Origin of the sequence: Anaplasma platys (genome assembly GCF_012790675.1) — a bacterium.
Classification (GTDB): Bacteria; Pseudomonadota; Alphaproteobacteria; order Rickettsiales; family Anaplasmataceae; genus Anaplasma; species Anaplasma platys.
Map to the genome: position 1 here is coordinate 483,853 of NZ_CP046391.1, position 14,016 is coordinate 497,868.

The 14,016-nt window shown below is 44.8% G+C and carries 13 protein-coding genes and 1 pseudogene; 6 read left to right on the forward strand and 8 right to left on the reverse strand.

From position 1 onward, the window contains the following. The 3 genes from ndhC (ANPL_RS02010) to ANPL_RS02020 all read left to right on the forward strand — a co-directional run. Positions 1-129: NADH-quinone oxidoreductase subunit A (gene ndhC, locus ANPL_RS02010; protein ID WP_169193129.1), on the forward strand; the 129-nt coding region annotated here is incomplete at its 5' end. A gap of 4 nt (positions 130-133) precedes the next feature. Continuing rightward, on the forward strand, positions 134-658 hold the full coding sequence (locus ANPL_RS02015; protein ID WP_169193130.1) for a NuoB/complex I 20 kDa subunit family protein: 525 nt from the start codon (positions 134-136) through the stop codon (positions 656-658). Between the two features lies 1 nt (position 659). Beyond that, positions 660-1,226, forward strand: coding sequence for a complex I 30 kDa subunit family protein (locus ANPL_RS02020; RefSeq protein ID WP_169193131.1), 567 nt, complete (start codon positions 660-662; stop codon positions 1,224-1,226). A gap of 468 nt (positions 1,227-1,694) precedes the next feature. Here ANPL_RS02020 and ANPL_RS02025 read toward each other — a convergent pair whose 3' ends face one another. Further along, positions 1,695-2,153 carry a hypothetical protein gene (locus ANPL_RS02025; RefSeq protein ID WP_169193132.1) on the reverse strand — a complete coding sequence of 153 codons (459 nt, stop codon included), beginning with the start codon at positions 2,151-2,153 and terminating at the stop codon, positions 1,695-1,697. 747 nt (positions 2,154-2,900) lie between these two features. On the opposite strand from ANPL_RS02025, the gene surE reads away from it, so the two are divergent. Next, positions 2,901-3,656 carry a 5'/3'-nucleotidase SurE gene (surE, locus tag ANPL_RS02030; protein WP_169193133.1) on the forward strand — a complete coding sequence of 252 codons (756 nt, stop codon included), beginning with the start codon at positions 2,901-2,903 and terminating at the stop codon, positions 3,654-3,656. Positions 3,657-3,773: 117 nt separating this feature from the next. Next, a complete protein-coding gene (gene ccmE, locus ANPL_RS02035; RefSeq protein WP_169193134.1) occupies positions 3,774-4,190 on the forward strand; it encodes a cytochrome c maturation protein CcmE in 417 nt (138 codons plus the stop codon). A 511-nt stretch (positions 4,191-4,701) separates the two neighbouring features. On the opposite strand, the gene pyrF is transcribed toward ccmE, so the two are convergent. Beyond that, on the reverse strand, positions 4,702-5,385 hold the full coding sequence (pyrF, locus tag ANPL_RS02040) for an orotidine-5'-phosphate decarboxylase (RefSeq protein ID WP_169193616.1): 684 nt from the start codon (positions 5,383-5,385) through the stop codon (positions 4,702-4,704). Next, a complete protein-coding gene (locus ANPL_RS02045; protein ID WP_169193135.1) occupies positions 5,378-6,163 on the reverse strand; it encodes a TatD family hydrolase in 786 nt (261 codons plus the stop codon). The genes pyrF and ANPL_RS02045 overlap by 8 nt, the downstream gene beginning before the upstream one ends. A gap of 293 nt (positions 6,164-6,456) precedes the next feature. On the opposite strand from ANPL_RS02045, the pseudogene ANPL_RS04860 reads away from it, so the two are divergent. Then, a pseudogene (locus tag ANPL_RS04860) lies at positions 6,457-6,507 on the forward strand (hypothetical protein); the annotation flags it as partial. On the opposite strand, the gene ndhC (ANPL_RS02050) reads toward ANPL_RS04860, so the two are convergent. From ndhC (ANPL_RS02050) to yidC, 5 genes are all read right to left on the reverse strand, one after another. Continuing rightward, entirely contained in the window at positions 6,489-6,806 is a 318-nt protein-coding gene (gene ndhC / locus ANPL_RS02050) for an NADH-quinone oxidoreductase subunit A (protein WP_236822876.1), read from the reverse strand. The pseudogene ANPL_RS04860 and the gene ndhC (ANPL_RS02050) sit on opposite strands and share 19 nt — an antisense overlap. 1,196 nt (positions 6,807-8,002) lie before the next feature. Beyond that, entirely contained in the window at positions 8,003-10,870 is a 2,868-nt protein-coding gene (uvrA, locus tag ANPL_RS02055) for an excinuclease ABC subunit UvrA (RefSeq protein WP_169193136.1), read from the reverse strand. A 28-nt stretch (positions 10,871-10,898) separates the two neighbouring features. Further along, entirely contained in the window at positions 10,899-11,507 is a 609-nt protein-coding gene (locus tag ANPL_RS02060; protein ID WP_169193137.1) for a transcription antitermination protein NusB, read from the reverse strand. Between the two features lie 3 nt (positions 11,508-11,510). After that, positions 11,511-12,008, reverse strand: coding sequence for a 6,7-dimethyl-8-ribityllumazine synthase (locus ANPL_RS02065; RefSeq protein WP_338022651.1), 498 nt, complete (start codon positions 12,006-12,008; stop codon positions 11,511-11,513). Next, entirely contained in the window at positions 11,981-13,684 is a 1,704-nt protein-coding gene (gene yidC, locus ANPL_RS02070; RefSeq protein ID WP_169193139.1) for a membrane protein insertase YidC, read from the reverse strand. The genes ANPL_RS02065 and yidC overlap by 28 nt, the downstream gene beginning before the upstream one ends. Positions 13,685-14,016: the final 332 nt, after the last annotated feature.

Sequence of the window (14,016 nt, forward strand, 5' to 3'; positions counted from 1 at the left end):
CTTTTTCCGTGGTCTGTAAGTCTGGCGGAGATTTGCGCGACAGGATACTGGTCAATGTTGGCTTTTCTGGCGGTCCTAACTGTTGGATTCATTTACGAGTGGAATAGTGGGGCATTAGAATGGGAGTAGGCCGATGAGCACGTATGATAAAATGCTGGGAACGGAGTTATGGCAAGGATATCAAGATCAGGGCTTCGTAGTCACCAAGTTCACTGATTTAACGGACAGAGTAGTCAAATGGGCCCGCAGTGGTTCTTTGTGGCCTATGACCTTTGGTCTTGCATGTTGTGCCGTTGAGATGATGCACACTGCAGCGAGCAGATATGATCTTGATAGGTACGGCATAATGTTTCGAGCTAGCCCCAGGCAGGCCGATGTGATGATAGTTGCTGGTACCTTGACCAACAAAATGGCGCCGGCTCTGCGACGGGTGTACGATCAAATGGCGGAGCCGAAGTATGTAGTGTCAATGGGAAGTTGCGCTAATGGAGGCGGGTATTATCACTATTCTTACTCGGTGGTTAGAGGATGTGACAGGGTAGTACCTGTGGATATTTACGTTCCGGGATGTCCTCCAACGGCAGAAGCGTTGCTATATGGACTATTGTGCTTGCAGAAGAAGATTGTTAGGGGTGAACCACGGACATGGCGGGCGTAAAATGACAGTAGGTTCTGATGAAATCGCAGCACATATAAGCGAGTTGCTCTGCATCGAGGTTACACGGCGCGCAGATGGTGTTTTGGAATGCAATCTACAGCCAGATAAGCTTGTTGGTAGCCTTACTGTCTTGAAAAATGACCAAAGAGCAAGGTGCAACATGCTTACGGACATTTTCGCTGTGGATTATCACAGCAGAAGTTTGAGGTTCGAGGTGTTGTACATGCTGTTGAGTATAGTGCATAACGTAAGAGCGTGCTGTAAAGTGGCTGTCGCCGAAGGTGAAGTCATCCCTTCGGTCACGGAAGTATTTGGCTCGTCTGGGTGGTTCGAGCGCGAAGTATATGATATGTATGGGATAAAGTTTAGCGATCATCCAGATTTGAGAAGAATTCTCACGGACTATGGTTTCAAGGGGTATCCCATGTTGAAGGATTTTCCCGTCACTGGCTATGAGGAAATACGCTATGATTTGCAGCAGGGCAAAGTTGTATACCAGCCTGTGAACTTACAGCAAGGCTTTAGATCTTTTAATGCTATGTCGCCGTGGAAGGGCGATAGATCATAGATGATAAATACATAGGTGAACAAGGATGGTTTAACGAGTTTTTTAGCGATGCTGTCCAGGTGGTGTTGTAGTCATGGCACGCTCTTTGACTCCGTAGGCCCACTAGGTTTAGCAGCGTCAGCAGGTTTAAGAGCTCTTCCCAGCTCAGTATGAGCTTGCTGGAGGAAGAATCTGGAAGGCCTTTCTAGGTTTAACCACCGTAGTTGATACAGCTGACAGTGCTTGAGCGCACTGGAACAAAGCTACTGTAAGACATTTCTGCACCATTAGCTGCCGGATAAACGACGTAATCTTTAACTACTCTAGCAGTTATGGGAGGAGCCACCTTAGGGACTTCTAGCAGCAACAAGTTTAACTAGCGAAGGAGTGCAAGACTGCAGTGAAGAGCCAGACAAATTCGGGACACTCAAAGCAGGGCTCCGAGCAATAACAACTGGGTTAAAAGTGGCAGGCTGCGTCTGCTTCGTTTCAGCAGAAGTACTTGCAAACTGGGTTAAAAGTGGCAGGCTGCGTCTGCTTCGTTTCAGCAGAAGTACTTGCAAGACTTGCAAAACTGCTAAAGGCATGCATTGCGCGTTGTGCTGGAGTAAATGTTGCAGCCGCTACAGATGCGCTCTTTGGAGCAACAGGAGGCTTAACAGCTGGGGCCTTCTTTTTTGTCTCAAGTAAACGCACTGGAGAAATACTCCTGGTGATCGTAGCAGCTCTGCTTACCGAAGATTCACTCGCTGCTTTTGCTTCAGACTCTTGCACTTTTTGGGTACTTACATCCAGAAATACTGCTCTTTCTGAAAGTGGAGATCCTGCTCTTGCTGCTTCCTCTTCTTTCTTTGATGTTTGTTGGGCATCGCATATGGTGGGGCATAGTGCGGTAAGGGTCAAATCACTACGAGCGATGTTAAAATCGAATAATATAGAAAATCTCATCGGATAATAGCCATTTTCACAGCGTGAGCCATATTCCCAAACTACTTTGTGATAGGCCATGAACCCTTGCAACAATTTGTCTGCAATGAGGAGAGACTATAGCGGAAAAAAGTAAGCTGTTAATTGGTGGACTACTATGTGGAACCTAGCCCGAAAAGACTGGCCATTTTACAACATGTTCTCGCGGGGCAGGTACATAGACGCAGCACCGCCAAGTTATGTTGCTGAAAAACCCGAAAAAGGCACGCAATGCGTAATGTGAAGATTAATGTATTTCTAGAAAGCTAAAAGGTACAGCGTCTGGAGCATTTCCTGGAGTATGGGTGTCGGTGCTTTCCCAGAACTGCAGTGGGATGAGCAGATCCATTAACGTAAATTCGCCAATAGAGACGGCGTTAGGGAATCTTCCGTAACAGGAACTGCGGTTGATAGTGCATATCATGAATATTGAAAATAGCATATTTTCTTTTGCCATGTGCCTTGAAAAGCAAAAGATTATTGCCTCCGTAGTGACGTGACCAGATCAGAGGTTTATGGGGAAAAGACGGCATGGTAGTAGTTGTTACTTCCTGTGAACGCATTCAATAGCTTGTGTGCACAAGTATCAGTCTCTTCAAGATGCTTGCACAAATCCCTATTAACCCTCACTTGCTGTCACTATGTGCAAAAGGTTGCTTTCCGGAAAAGGTAGTGACTTAGGGAAACTATTCATGTTAAACTTGGGGGGGGCTGTGCGGCGAGGTGATTGTGAGAGTGCTTCTTACCAACGATGATGGCATTAACGCGCCCGGGATGCAGGTTCTAAAGGGTATAGCATGTGGGGCCTTTTCTGAAGTATGGGTATCGGCGCCTTCCCAGAACTGCAGCGGGATGAGCAGATCCATTAACGTGAATTCGCCAATAGAGGTGGTAGAAGTAGGCACTAGGGAATATTCCGTAACGGGAACTCCTGTCGATAGTGCAATCTTGGGTTTGCATATCATGAATGACGTTGCGGGGGTCTTGCCTGATTTAGTGTTATCGGGAATCAACTACGGATCGAACGTGGCCAGTAAGCTGCTATACTCCGGGACTGTTGCTGCTGCTGCTGTTGCTGCTGGCCTTGGTATACCATCGATAGCGTTTAGTCAGGGGTACTGTGGTGATATAGATTGGAAAAACTCTGAGAAGATTGTCCTAGATCTTGTGCAGCAGCTTATGGCTGATCCCAAGTGGAACAGAACATCTGCTATCAGTATAAATATTCCCAGTTCTGAGATTCTGGGTGTGAAGTGGGTCGAGCAGGGGACCTACTGTCCATTTGGAGAGATTACAAAAATTGACAATCCTGAAAAAGGTCGTGTGGTTTATAATATTTGTGATCTGAACCGGGAGCTACCACTGAAGGGGTACGACAGGACAAGTACTGAGCTTTTGCGGGAAGGATATGTAATAGCTACTCCCGTCAAGGCTGACTATACCGATCATAGCCTCTTGTCTTTGTTTGCCGGAGTTGCAGGTTAGTAATGGGCATTGTTTACTTTTCCTATATCCTGTGTTTTGGTGTACTATTTGTTTTTGCCGTATTCGTGGTGCTTAATCACAATAAGAGCAAACGTGTGCTCAGGGAAGTGTTGAAGAATGAAAAGAAAACATAAGAGATTTCTTTTCGCTGCTATTGCGTTTTCCGCTATAGGGTGCGTTTCGACTTTTGTTCTACTGGAACTCAAGAAAAATGCCTCATTTTTTTGTACAACAACCGAGTTGCTATCAAAAGCGGGAGACGAGTTGCGTGGTCCTGTACGGGTGGGTGGAATGATAATAAAGGGCAGTATAGAGCACGCTGATGATGCAGTCACATTCACTATTACAGATTTCAAAACAGATCTGCAGGTGAAGTACGCCGGTGTCTTACCCCCACTGTTTGGAGAGGATATGGGTGCGATAGCCAAAGGGCGCCTATCTGGGGGTATTTTCGAGGCTGATGAGCTTCTTGCTAAACATGACGAAAGGTACATGCCAAAAAAATATACTGTTTCGGGCGAAATAATAAGATAGCGCTGGATGGCCCAGAAGGTAATAAGGGTTGGTGCATTGCAACCGGTTACGGTGCTCAATGCGGTTCATTCATCACATAATTGTTACCAAACTAAACCTCCAATGAGGGGTTGGAAGCAAATAGCTAGCGTGAACTCCAGCTGCTGAACGTACTGAGTAATTGCCCAATTATTACCCACATCACAGGACAATGGCTCTGGTCAACCCCAGCCACAGTGAGTGCCAGCAGTTAAGGCAGCGACAACGGATTTGACGCGTTTTTTGATCATCAGAGTACCTGGATAGGCAAAGTTTGGATATTTATTCTTGACTGCGGGAGCCTCGTACACCGGGTACGAAACGGGTTTAATTCTGCCCCAACTGTGAAAGCCGAATATGGTGTGCTACCGTGTGTTCTTCCATGATTCAGCTAGGTCAAGATTGTCCGTCAAACGATTGCATGTGGCGGGTTTGCTTTAAAAAACTGAAGGAGTGTAGAATCCACAAAGTTTTAAACGCAGTAAAGTAGCGTCTAGAAAGCGCTTACTATTTTATCAATTGCTGATGCAGGATCGGCACTCGCTGTAATCATACGTCCTATAACCAAATAATCGGCGCCAGAAGCTAAGGCCTCAGCAACGGATTTGACGCGTTTTTGATCATCAGAAACCTGGGCGTTTCTGATACCTGGGACTACCAGTATAAGGTTGGGATATTCATTCTTTATCGCGGAAACTTCATGAGCTGAGCACACAACGGCATTCAACCCTGAGCTAACTGCGAGGTCTACTAACTTCAGTACATGGTGCGTTACCGAATGTTCCACTCCGCATTCAACTAGGTCGCGTTCATCCATACTGGTTAGCACCGTTACTCCTACAGGTAGAACGCCGCTACCTTTTAAAAGGTCTACAGCTCCTTTTATCATGTTTCTTCCGCCATTTACGTGGATGGTCAGCATCTCCACATCCAAGTCCCTTATGGACTCTATGGCGGAATTTACAGTGTTTGGAATATCATGCAATTTAAGATCTAGAAATACCTTTACTCCCAGATCCAAAATCCGCCGGACTCCTGGTATTCCATGGGCAATAAAAAACCCCAAGCCCAACTTGACCATTGCTACCTTACCTGCTAGGACCCTGGCTAAACTCGTGGCCGTATCAAAATCTGTGGTATCAAGAGCGCAAATTATTGGGTTAGTACTTCTACGCATGGCACTCATAGTTACATCTATCAAAAAGGGTGAAGAAATTCTGGGTCGTCATTTCACCTACGACATCAAAAGGCTCGCCCCAGATTTCAGCGAGGCATTCTACCACAAACCTAGTCATCTCAGGAGTGTTTTGTTTTCCCCTATGTGGTTCCGGACACAAATACGGAGAGTCAGTTTCGACGACTACCCTGTCTTTGGGAACAAACTTTGCAATATCTCTAAGGAAACCCGCATTTTTGAATGTAAGGATTCCAGAAAAGGATATGTACAAACCTATATCCAATGCCTTTCTTGCCAGCTCAATTGAAGAAGCAAAACAGTGCATCACGCCTCTAAAATTCCCAGATTTCATTTCGTATTCACACACTTCAGCCATCCGAGTGTCGGCGTTTCTCGAATGTATTATCACCGGCAAAGCAGAGATACGGGCCGCAGCAATGTGTGCCACAAAACTTTTTTCTTGAGCTTCTATTCCATCATCGCACCTATAAAAGTCGAGCCCAGTCTCTCCTATTCCTATCACTTTTGCATTCTTTGTATACTCGAGTAAATCTTCTGTTGAAACAAACTCACCTTTTGCACTATTACAGGGATGAACCCCTACCGAAGCAAAGACACATTCGTAGGTATTTGCTATCGCAAGAATAGCTGGAAAATCACTCATCGTGGTGCACACAGTCTGCATTACCATGACACCCTTTGCGACGGCGCTATCCACTACATCTTTGACGTTCTCTGGATCGTAATAATTCAAATGACAGTGCGAGTCTACTATCACAACAATACCAATAATAACGGAGACGAGATTCTATCAGGTTTTCCTGGAAGTACAACATATCAACAAACATAAAGACTGAGACAGCCGCATTCAATTTGCTATCCAAGGCTTAATGCGGATAGGAGAATTTTTCTTGCAAATGGTTCTATAGGAAAATTCCGTATTCGAGGGGGTAATTAAGGGCGTTACTGTTAAAATTAGCTCTTAAAATCGACGATGAGGGTGTCTTGTGCCGTAACTTTGCCCTGTGAAGTACACTCCTGCAATCTTTGGTTAACACGGCGTATAGGGCTTTGAGTAGGTATTTAAAGCAAATATCGTTTAGCTACAGCCAGTCGTACGTACAGAAGGTGGTGAGAAAATATCCAAACATAGTACACCTGTTAGTGAGGCGAAAGGTGACTTCTATATCGAAGATTACGAAAAGAATGCCAACCACGCAGAATTTAATATCAAAAACAGAACTTGCCCCTTCTTTCTTGTCAAAACCGCATTCATAGGGAACCAACTTCTCCACTGAATCCCTACGTCTAGCCAAGAAAATCGGCAAAACTGCGAAAAGCGAAGATAACAAGGCGGCGAGCGTACAGAAAACTAGGACGTAGGAATACTCACCAACATCGAACACATCAATACTATCCACGGTATATCGCGAATTGTTACAAATTTATTTTAAAATGTCAATTTTCCAAAGATACATGTACTTTTTCTAACTTCACAGACAATTAGTAGTCTTCTACAACTTTAGCCCGAAATATAGAAAGCATAGTCCTAAGTTGTTAATAAAACTTGCAATCAATCGTAACTACTACCTAAAGGCGTTAGAACGCGCTGAGCACGGTTTTGACATTGCAGATGTGCTAAAACAACAAACCCGTTGCGGCACCGTGTTACGTCTCCTTGAGATAAATTTCGCAACAAAATCTGCAACCTACATCACATGTGCCTAGCAGAAGGTAATTAGCTGCTTATGCACGCGGCAACAATACTAGATTTCATGATAGAAACAAACGCAACTCGGTCGCTAAATCTTTGAGCGCAACAGTAGTAAAAAGCACGGCTTGGTGATAACGACGATTGTGAACTTCGTGAGTGAGCAGTTTCCATCAGGCGTTGTGCTCGTCTCAATGAAAGGTAAATGCGTGATAATAGGCGCGTTGATTAAGCATAATTATGACCACATCAGCACAAGCTCTCCTTTGCATAACCGGCATTTTTCAATGTTAGCAGCCATATTATGCCTACAGTTGTCGTATCTAGTTCCTCTGCATTAAATAGGGTTTTAGTGGACATGAAGTGTAGTCCACTAGAATACAAAACTTGTCAGCCCTTCGCGCGTTGTCTACTAAAATAAGTGGTATTTATTCCTATCCTAATGTGTACTCATATCCTGAGACATAGCGGATTACACGCTCACATAGCAGTCTCACAGCATTTAATCACTGACACACCAGCGTCTTCAAAGCCGCTGCACACTGTTAGTTTCCGTAACAGCTGAAAACAGAGCCGATATTTATCGGCATTATTTGTACCTATACGACTTACGATGGGAGTGACCTGCATATATCGTTCTACTCATAATGGATTGTAACGGGATATCAGCGCTTGGATATGATGCCGCAATTTGCATACTTAACACCTTTTGCAAGCTTAACCCCACTTGTTGACACAACTTGAAAATATTGTTTTATGGGTCACTAGCAACAGGTGGGAGTCTGGCTATAGACACATGCCATACCCCTACTCAGACAGTAGCGATTCCTATGGTGCTTACTACTCACAACGATCCACATACTTCGCCCCGTGAGAATTAAAGAACCACATGATACTCACATCGCTTCAGACCATTGAATGCCCTTCAAGATACGGCGCCAGATACTGCGCTGTAATGCTTTGTGGGTAGTTCTTCACGAGATCACGCGGTGATCCATAGCCAACAACTTGACCCCCATTAACTCCACCATCCGGCCCGATGTCTATGATGTAGTCGGCAGTTTTTATCACATGCAAGTTATGCTCAATCACCACAACAGTATTTCCCATTTCTGCGAGACGATGCAAAATTTTCAGAAGATTACTAATGTCAGCTATGTGCAACCCAGTAGTGGGTTCATCCAAAATATACAGCGTGTTGCCTGTAGAACGTTTCGAGAGTTCTTTGGACATTTTGATCCTTTGGGATTCCCCACCAGAAAGAGTTGTTGATGGCTGACCAATTTTTATATACCCCATGCCCACGCTCTGCAGAGACTCCAGCTTTTCACGAATGAGGGGGATCGCGCTGAAAAACTCCAGTGCCTGATCTACTGTCATCTCCAAAACATCAGCTATAGATTTTCCCTTGTAAGTCACCTCCAGGGTCTCCTGGTTATATCGCAAGCCTTGGCACTCTTCGCATTTTATATACATATCCGGAAGAAAGTGCATTTCGATTTTGACATACATATCCCCTTTGCACGCTTCGCACCTTCCACCCTTAGCATTGAAAGAAAATCGCCCCATAGTGTATCCCCGCGATTTTGCCACAGGCAGCCCTGCAAACCACGACCTAATATGTGTAAACAAGCCAACATACGTTGCGGGATTAGAAGCAGGTGTTCTGCCAATTGGTGACTGATCTATTTCTATTACTTTATCTATATTCTCCAGCCCCAATATAGAAGAGCACTCCGGAGGCGCTTGAGGTACCCCGTATATCTTATTCAAAGCATACTGATAAAGTACGTCCCCTATGAGACTTGATTTGCCACTACCTGATACGCCGGTAACACAAGTAAAGCCCCCTATTGGGATAGCAACATCGACATTTCTTAGGTTGTTTTTCCGTGCACCTTTTATTTTTATCCAGCTCTCAAATGTCTTACTGCACTCTGAAGCCGGAATGTATAACTCGCCACTGAGGTACTTACCAGTAATGCTAGCAGGGCTTGCTATCATGTCTTCCATGGTGCCTTCTGCAATGATTTCCCCACCATGAACTCCAGCACCAGGACCTACATCAACTATGTGGTCGGCATTCTTCATGGTCTCTTCGTCATGCTCGATAACTACTACTGTATTTTCCAGATCACGCAGGTTTTTCAATGTTTCTATCAACAGCGTATTGTCACGCTGATGAAGCCCTATAGAAGGTTCATCAAGCACATACAGTACTCCTGTCAGACTTGAACCAATCTGCGATGCCAGCTTGATTCGCTGACTTTCTCCCCCAGATAATGACCTCGACTCTCTATCAAGTGTTAGATAGCCAAGTCCAACGTTCGACAAAAACGTAAGTCTCCTAATGATCTCATCCAGGAGTCTAGAGCAAATCTTGGCATCAAACTCTGACAATTTAGTATGCAGCGATTTGCACCATGCAATTGCCTCATTTACGGTCATCGCGCAAACTTCCCCGATGTGCAAGGAAGCTACCCTTACCGCCAGTGCCTGAGGGGATAGCCTAAATCCCGCACAGTTTGGACACTTACTTGATACAGAGTACCTTTCAGAAATTTTTTCTACGACAATGTTTTCCGCTTCGCTCAGCAGCCCAACAACTCCGCAAAAGTTATAAATTTGACCTGAATCAAGAGTGCCCTCCTCATTACCGAACAACACCAGATTGCGATGTTTAGGAAGCAAACTGCGCCAGGGAACAGACAAATCTACGTTAAACTTTTTTGATATAGAGACCACTTCATCCCAACATCTGCGAACAAAAGCAGACTCACATGACGCATAGCAAGTAGAACGCAACGGCCCCAATGGATCCAACGCACCCTCGACAACGGATAACTCAACATCAGGAACCAGCAAATCTACATCGATTGAGCGACTCTTTCCCAACCCATGACAATACTGGCATGCACTTCCTACTGTGTTGAAGGAAAAAAGCTTAGGCTCGACAATCCCTACACTAAATCCGCTGTCTGGGCATATAAAACGCTCTGAGTATGTTAGCGTTTGTTCAGGTGCGTATTCCTCTCCGACATAGTCATCGGGCAGCTCCACTATTTCTGCCTGGAGTACACCGTTGCCCAAGGACAAAGCACTCTCAACGCTTGAAGCTATGCGATTGGATTTTTCACCATTGATAATAAGCCTATCAACCACAACCGAGATATCATACTGTTGGGCTGCATCCAATTCCGGAAGCTCGTTAACATCATATACTATGCCATCTATGCGAATCCTAACGTAGCCCAACTTTTTTATTTTTGAAATCACATTGGAATTTTCTATGGGTTGTTTGCTCCCCGTAGGAGCTAGTAGAAGAACCTTAGCCCCGATTGGCAAACCTGAGATCTCCCTAATAATTTGTGTAGGAGTGAACTTGACGATAGGCTGATTAGTATGAGGAGAATGCGGTACGCCAACCCTGGCAAACATCAGCCGCAAGTAATCGTGGATTTCCGTTGATGTGGCTACAGTAGACCTAGGATTCTTAGTCGAGGATTTTTGACTCACAGATATCGCAGGCGACAACCCATCAATGGAATCCACATCCGGTTTTTCATGCAGGTTCATGAATTGCCTTGGATAAGAGGAAATACTCTCAACATATCTCCTCTGCCCTTCAGCATACAATGTGTCAAAAGCCAGGCTTGATTTTCCAGAGCCACTGACACCGGTTATCACGATAAGTTTGTTCTTGGGCAGATCAACGTCTATGTTTTTCAGGTTATGGACCCGTGCGCCCCGTATGCTTATGACCCCCTTTGCCATGATAAGCCTTACCCTATTTAGCTATAAACTAGCAACCCATAGTCAGTGAATCAGTTAAACTTATGCACGCTGCAGATTCAGGATTATCGCTCAGAGAAGAACCCGCATCTGCTGCGCCTTCCCCCATACTTGAAACTTCACCAGCATCAAAATTTTTGACAACTTCGTGTATACCACGTACCGTTTTTGCCTTGTTCAAAATGGCATTGACGAAGTTAACTTCGCCATCTTCTAGCACTGCAGCAGCTATTCCTGCATACTCATTTATCACTATGCATTCATTGGTGTTCAGACATAGCAACTCACTCACGCCAGCTCTTATTATTGCAAGACTTATCAGATTCACCCTTTCCAGAGACCACTTATCGCTAATATTCGCTTTTATCAGAACATCAACACTTTCAACGTTTTCCACAAGAAACAAAAGAAGCCTCGAGAGCATTTTCCTATCAACCCTCTTCAGCTCCATGACACTTCGCATCTCGCACAGGTAGCCCACCATGTCGTCAACATCAAAAGCGGTCAATTCGCTAAAAGACATCGAGTAAGCACCCTGCACAGCCAAAAACCTTGCAACCGTCCGCCCACAGTACCACGGCGTCATATTGTCATCAATACTTTCTCCAGCAGCTTCCATTCTTCAGCCCAAAAATCTTCTATGAAGCTCAACCATCCGCAACATAGCTTCAGCAGCTATCCCTCCCACGTTGCGACCATTTTTTCTAGCCCTTTCCCAAGCTAATTCGCGACTATCAGCAGTTATCACACCCATTCCTAAAGGTACTGCATGGTGAATAGCTATATCTCTAATAGCAGAATATACAGAGGTCGAGACGTGAGTGTTATGCTCCGTGAGCCCCTTCAGTACACAACCCAGCGCTACATAGCCATCATAACTCTCCTTATCGCTCATGATTGCGAAAGACAACGCCGCGGGAATTTCGAACGCCCCCGGAACATTAATCACTTCGTGCTTAATTTCTGAATTTTTAGACTTTAGCGCGGAAACGGCACCATCGACAAGCATGTCGCATATATCATCGTAAAACCTGCCTACTATGAGAAGAACATTTAACTCGCTATGCATAACAACACCCCTCAGTAAGAAGCTTAACCACCCAGGGACACCCCTTTGCACACGAAACGACGAATAACAAGCTGTTGTACTATCGTGAGTATATTACTGCAGGTCCAGTATAACACAAGTCCCGAGGGAAAAGATGAGAATATAAATATAAAAATATAGGGCAAAAATTTCATAACACCATAGCCATCAAGAGATGCCTGATCTTGCTGCATGACCTTCTGTTGCAAAATCATTGTAACACCAAGCAAAACTGGTAACACCCCCACAACTATCGGGGGCTGGAAAGGAATCATCCCAAACAGATTCAAAAAATTAGCCGAATCTGGGCTCGAAAGATCCTTAATCCACGCAAACAACGGCGCATGTCGCATCTCGATAGTGACAAACAATACCTTATACAGAGCAAAAAACACCGGTATCTGCACAAGTATCGGCAAAAAGCCAGAAAACGGGCTAACCTTGTGCTTTTTAAACAAAGCCGCAATTTCCTTGCTCACTCTTAGATCATCAGATTTGTACAGCTCCTTTATTCTGCTTATCTCAGGCTGGAGCTTTCTGAGCTTGAACATAGACGTGTATGACCTGGTAGAGAGCGGAAAAACAATCAACTTGATGGTGATAGTAAGCATCACAATGGCAAGACCAAAGTTGCCGAATATTTTGTTAAAATATGCCAGCAATAGAAAAACAGGCTTAGTAATGAAGTATAGCACTCCGAAGTCTACCGCCTTGTCCAGCAGCGGGATATTGAGCTCGGTTCTGTACTTATCCAATAACGACAGCTCTTTCGCCCCTAAATATAAATAAGTCGTCGCCGAAACACTGTGGCCAGGCTTAATCACCCCATGAGACCTACTGAAATCCACCTGGAAGCGGTGTTCATCAGACTTTCTCAAATGCTGAGTTCGAAAAGCTGTCTTACTATCGCGATCATTTGACGGAATCAGAGCAGCAAACCAGTATTTATCAGCAAAGCCGATCCAACTTCTTCCAGAATCTTCACGAGACACACCACTGATGCGGATACTACTTGCCTCTTCAATGTCTTTATATGTCCACTCCTTCACGCCATTTGCAAAGCTACCAATAGCTCCTTCATGAGAAAGCCAAAAGGATTTCTTACTTGCATCACGAGCCCGATTTATCCTTCCATAATAAGCAAGCTGCACGCTTTGATCGTTATTGTTCTCAACTTCCTGCACTACAGTTAGCATGTAGTCAGAATCTAATTGGAACTTCAGTCTGAACACCAACCCCGCTCCGTTGTCCCAACGCAGCGCAAAGCTGCCGTCATTAGAACTCCCCTCTACGGCCCATACAGAATCACGGTTAGGCAATTTTATCTCGTGCTTAGGATCCACCCACCCAAATTCAACCAGCGCATTCTCTTCCGAGCCCTCAGGCGATAATAGAAGCACGTTACCGGAGTCCTCGTCGAGGCTATTCAGGTACTTCTTCAGTTCTACATCATCTATTTGCGCCCCTTTTAAGGCAACTGATGCATGTATCTTTTCGTTCTGTAAATGCACTCGAGGACTTGCGCCAACAGTTTCACTACGGGGCTTGTACTCTACAAGATCTTCCACCTCTGGAACAACAGACTCAGCCTCCCAGGAGCTTACTTGCTTGTCCTTTACCTCGAAAAACTTTGCATGAATAAATTTCCACCCCAGCATGATAGCTACGGATGCAACAACGGCAAGGATTAAACTACGAGCTTCCGACATATAAACAACGCTATGTGATTGACTTCAGAGCACGCTGAACAGCGCACAACCGGAAGTAACACGCTACCACATAATACTTCACAAAGCAATACGGATAAGCGCATTCCATTGCGGATTTTTATAGAGCCTTTGGGGATAGTAACAGCACAATACTCCTACACTGGCAGGTAACAGTAGAAATTTTATCATCGAACACGACATACTAAAATATCGTGTTATGATGGCACATGAGCGTTTAGTTTCTCGCCAAGCAGAATTTTAATTGCCAGAATTTTGCTCCCATGTTTTGCATTTCATGCAAGAATAACAACGTTGCGGCAGAGCGGCACTTT

What these genes read in the sequence shown, in the direction of transcription:
- ANPL_RS02015 (WP_169193130.1), top strand. Translation starts at nt 134, where the DNA reads ATGAGCACGTATGATAAAATGCTGGGAACGGAGTTATGGCAAGGATAT.
- ANPL_RS02020 (WP_169193131.1), top strand. Translation starts at nt 660, where the DNA reads ATGACAGTAGGTTCTGATGAAATCGCAGCACATATAAGCGAGTTGCTC.
- ANPL_RS02025 (WP_169193132.1), bottom strand. Translation starts at nt 2,153, where the DNA reads ATGAGATTTTCTATATTATTCGATTTTAACATCGCTCGTAGTGATTTG.
- ccmE (WP_169193134.1), top strand. Translation starts at nt 3,774, where the DNA reads ATGAAAAGAAAACATAAGAGATTTCTTTTCGCTGCTATTGCGTTTTCC.
- pyrF (WP_169193616.1), bottom strand. Translation starts at nt 5,385, where the DNA reads ATGCGTAGAAGTACTAACCCAATAATTTGCGCTCTTGATACCACAGAT.
- uvrA (WP_169193136.1), bottom strand. Translation starts at nt 10,870, where the DNA reads ATGGCAAAGGGGGTCATAAGCATACGGGGCGCACGGGTCCATAACCTG.
- ANPL_RS02060 (WP_169193137.1), bottom strand. Translation starts at nt 11,507, where the DNA reads ATGGAAGCTGCTGGAGAAAGTATTGATGACAATATGACGCCGTGGTAC.
- yidC (WP_169193139.1), bottom strand. Translation starts at nt 13,684, where the DNA reads ATGTCGGAAGCTCGTAGTTTAATCCTTGCCGTTGTTGCATCCGTAGCT.